Below are 2,387 nucleotides of genomic sequence, written 5' to 3' on the forward strand. Positions count from 1 at the left end.
TAGTAGCGCGCTCAAGACCCGAAGCGGAGTGATCTAGCCATGGGCAGGTTGAAGCGGAGGTAAGACTTCGTGGAGGACCGAACCCACCAGGGTTGAAAACCTGGGGGATGACCTGTGGTTAGGGGTGAAAGGCCAATCAAACTCCGTGATAGCTGGTTCTCCCCGAAATGCATTTAGGTGCAGCGTCGTGTGTTTCTTGCCGGAGGTAGAGCACTGGATAGGCGATGGGCCCTACCGGGTTACTGACCTTAGCCAAACTCCGAATGCCGGTAAGTGAGAGCGCGGCAGTGAGACTGTGGGGGATAAGCTCCATGGTCGAGAGGGAAACAGCCCAGAGCATCGACTAAGGCCCCTAAGCGTACGCTAAGTGGGAAAGGATGTGGAGTCGCAGAGACAACCAGGAGGTTGGCTTAGAAGCAGCCACCCTTGAAAGAGTGCGTAATAGCTCACTGGTCTAGTGATTCCGCGCCGACAATGTAGCGGGGCTCAAGCGTACCGCCGAAGTCGTGTCATTGCGATATGTACCCCCAACGGGGATCGTGATGGGTAGGGGAGCGTCGTCTGCCGGGTGAAGCAGCACCGGAAGGTAGTTGTGGACGGTTGACGAGTGAGAATGCAGGCATGAGTAGCGATTCACACGTGAGAAACGTGTGCGCCGATTGACTAAGGGTTCCTGGGTCAAGCTGATCTGCCCAGGGTAAGTCGGGACCTAAGGCGAGGCCGACAGGCGTAGTCGATGGATAACCGGTTGATATTCCGGTACCCGCTGTGAAGCGTCAAACATCGAATCCAGTGATGCTAAGCCCGTGAAGCCGTTCCGGACCCTTCGGGGAAAGGAAAGTGGTGGAGCCGGTGACCCGAGTTGGTAGTAGGTGAGTGATGGGGTGACGCAGGAAGGTAGTCCATCCCGGGCGGTGGTTGTCCCGGGGTAAGGGTGTAGGACGTCAGGTAGGTAAATCCGCCTGGCAATAGTCTGAGACCTGATGCCGAGCCGATTGTGGTGAAGTGGATGATCCTATGCTGTCGAGAAAAGCCTCTAGCGAGTTTCATGGCGGCCCGTACCCTAAACCGACTCAGGTGGTCAGGTAGAGAATACCGAGGCGTTCGGGTGAACTATGGTTAAGGAACTCGGCAAAATGCCCCCGTAACTTCGGGAGAAGGGGGGCCAGCTCTGGTGAGAGGACTTGCTCCTCGAGCTGGGGGTGGCCGCAGAGACCAGCGAGAAGCGACTGTTTACTAAAAACACAGGTCCGTGCGAAGCCGTAAGGCGATGTATACGGACTGACGCCTGCCCGGTGCTGGAACGTTAAGGGGACCGGTTAGCTTGGATTCGTCCAGGCGAAGCTGAGAACTTAAGCGCCAGTAAACGGCGGTGGTAACTATAACCATCCTAAGGTAGCGAAATTCCTTGTCGGGTAAGTTCCGACCTGCACGAATGGCGTAACGACTTCTCGACTGTCTCAACCATAGGCCCGGTGAAATTGCACTACGAGTAAAGATGCTCGTTTCGCGCAGCAGGACGGAAAGACCCCGGGACCTTTACTACAGTTTGATATTGGTGTTCGGTTCGGCTTGTGTAGGATAGCTGGGAGACTTTGAAGCAGCCACGCCAGTGGTTGTGGAGTCGTCGTTGAAATACCAGTCTGGTCGTGCTGGATGTCTAACCTGGGTCCGTGATCCGGATCAGGGACAGTGTCTGATGGGTAGTTTAACTGGGGCGGTTGCCTCCTAAAGGGTAACGGAGGCGCCCAAAGGTTCCCTCAGCCTGGTTGGCAATCAGGTGTTGAGTGTAAGTGCACAAGGGAGCTTGACTGTGAGACCGACGGGTCGAGCAGGGACGAAAGTCGGGACTAGTGATCCGGCGGTGGCTTGTGGAAGCGCCGTCGCTCAACGGATAAAAGGTACCCCGGGGATAACAGGCTGATCTTCCCCAAGAGTCCATATCGACGGGATGGTTTGGCACCTCGATGTCGGCTCGTCGCATCCTGGGGCTGGAGTCGGTCCCAAGGGTTGGGCTGTTCGCCCATTAAAGCGGTACGCGAGCTGGGTTTAGAACGTCGTGAGACAGTTCGGTCCCTATCCGCTGTGCGCGTAGGAGTCTTGAGAAGGGCTGTCCCTAGTACGAGAGGACCGGGACGGACGAACCTCTGGTGTGCCAGTTGTTCTGCCAAGGGCATGGCTGGTTGGCTACGTTCGGGAGGGATAACCGCTGAAAGCATCTAAGCGGGAAGCCTGCTTCGAGATGAGGACTCCCACCCACTTGATGGGGTAAGGCTCCCAGTAGACGACTGGGTTGATAGGCCGGATCTGGAAGCACGGTAACGTGTGGAGGTGACCGGTACTAATAGGCCGAGGGCTTGTCCTCAGTTGCTCGCGTCCACTGTGTT

The 2,387-nt window shown here is 56.6% G+C and carries 1 rRNA gene; it reads left to right on the forward strand.

From position 1 onward, the window contains the following. A 23S ribosomal RNA gene (locus tag ACIBU0_RS44515) occupies positions 1 to 2,365 on the forward strand; the annotation flags it as partial. Positions 2,366 to 2,387 lie beyond the last annotated feature (22 nt).

Origin of the sequence: Streptomyces sp. NPDC049627, assembly GCF_044465645.1 — a bacterium.
In the GTDB taxonomy this organism is placed as follows: Bacteria; Actinomycetota; Actinomycetes; order Streptomycetales; family Streptomycetaceae; genus Streptomyces.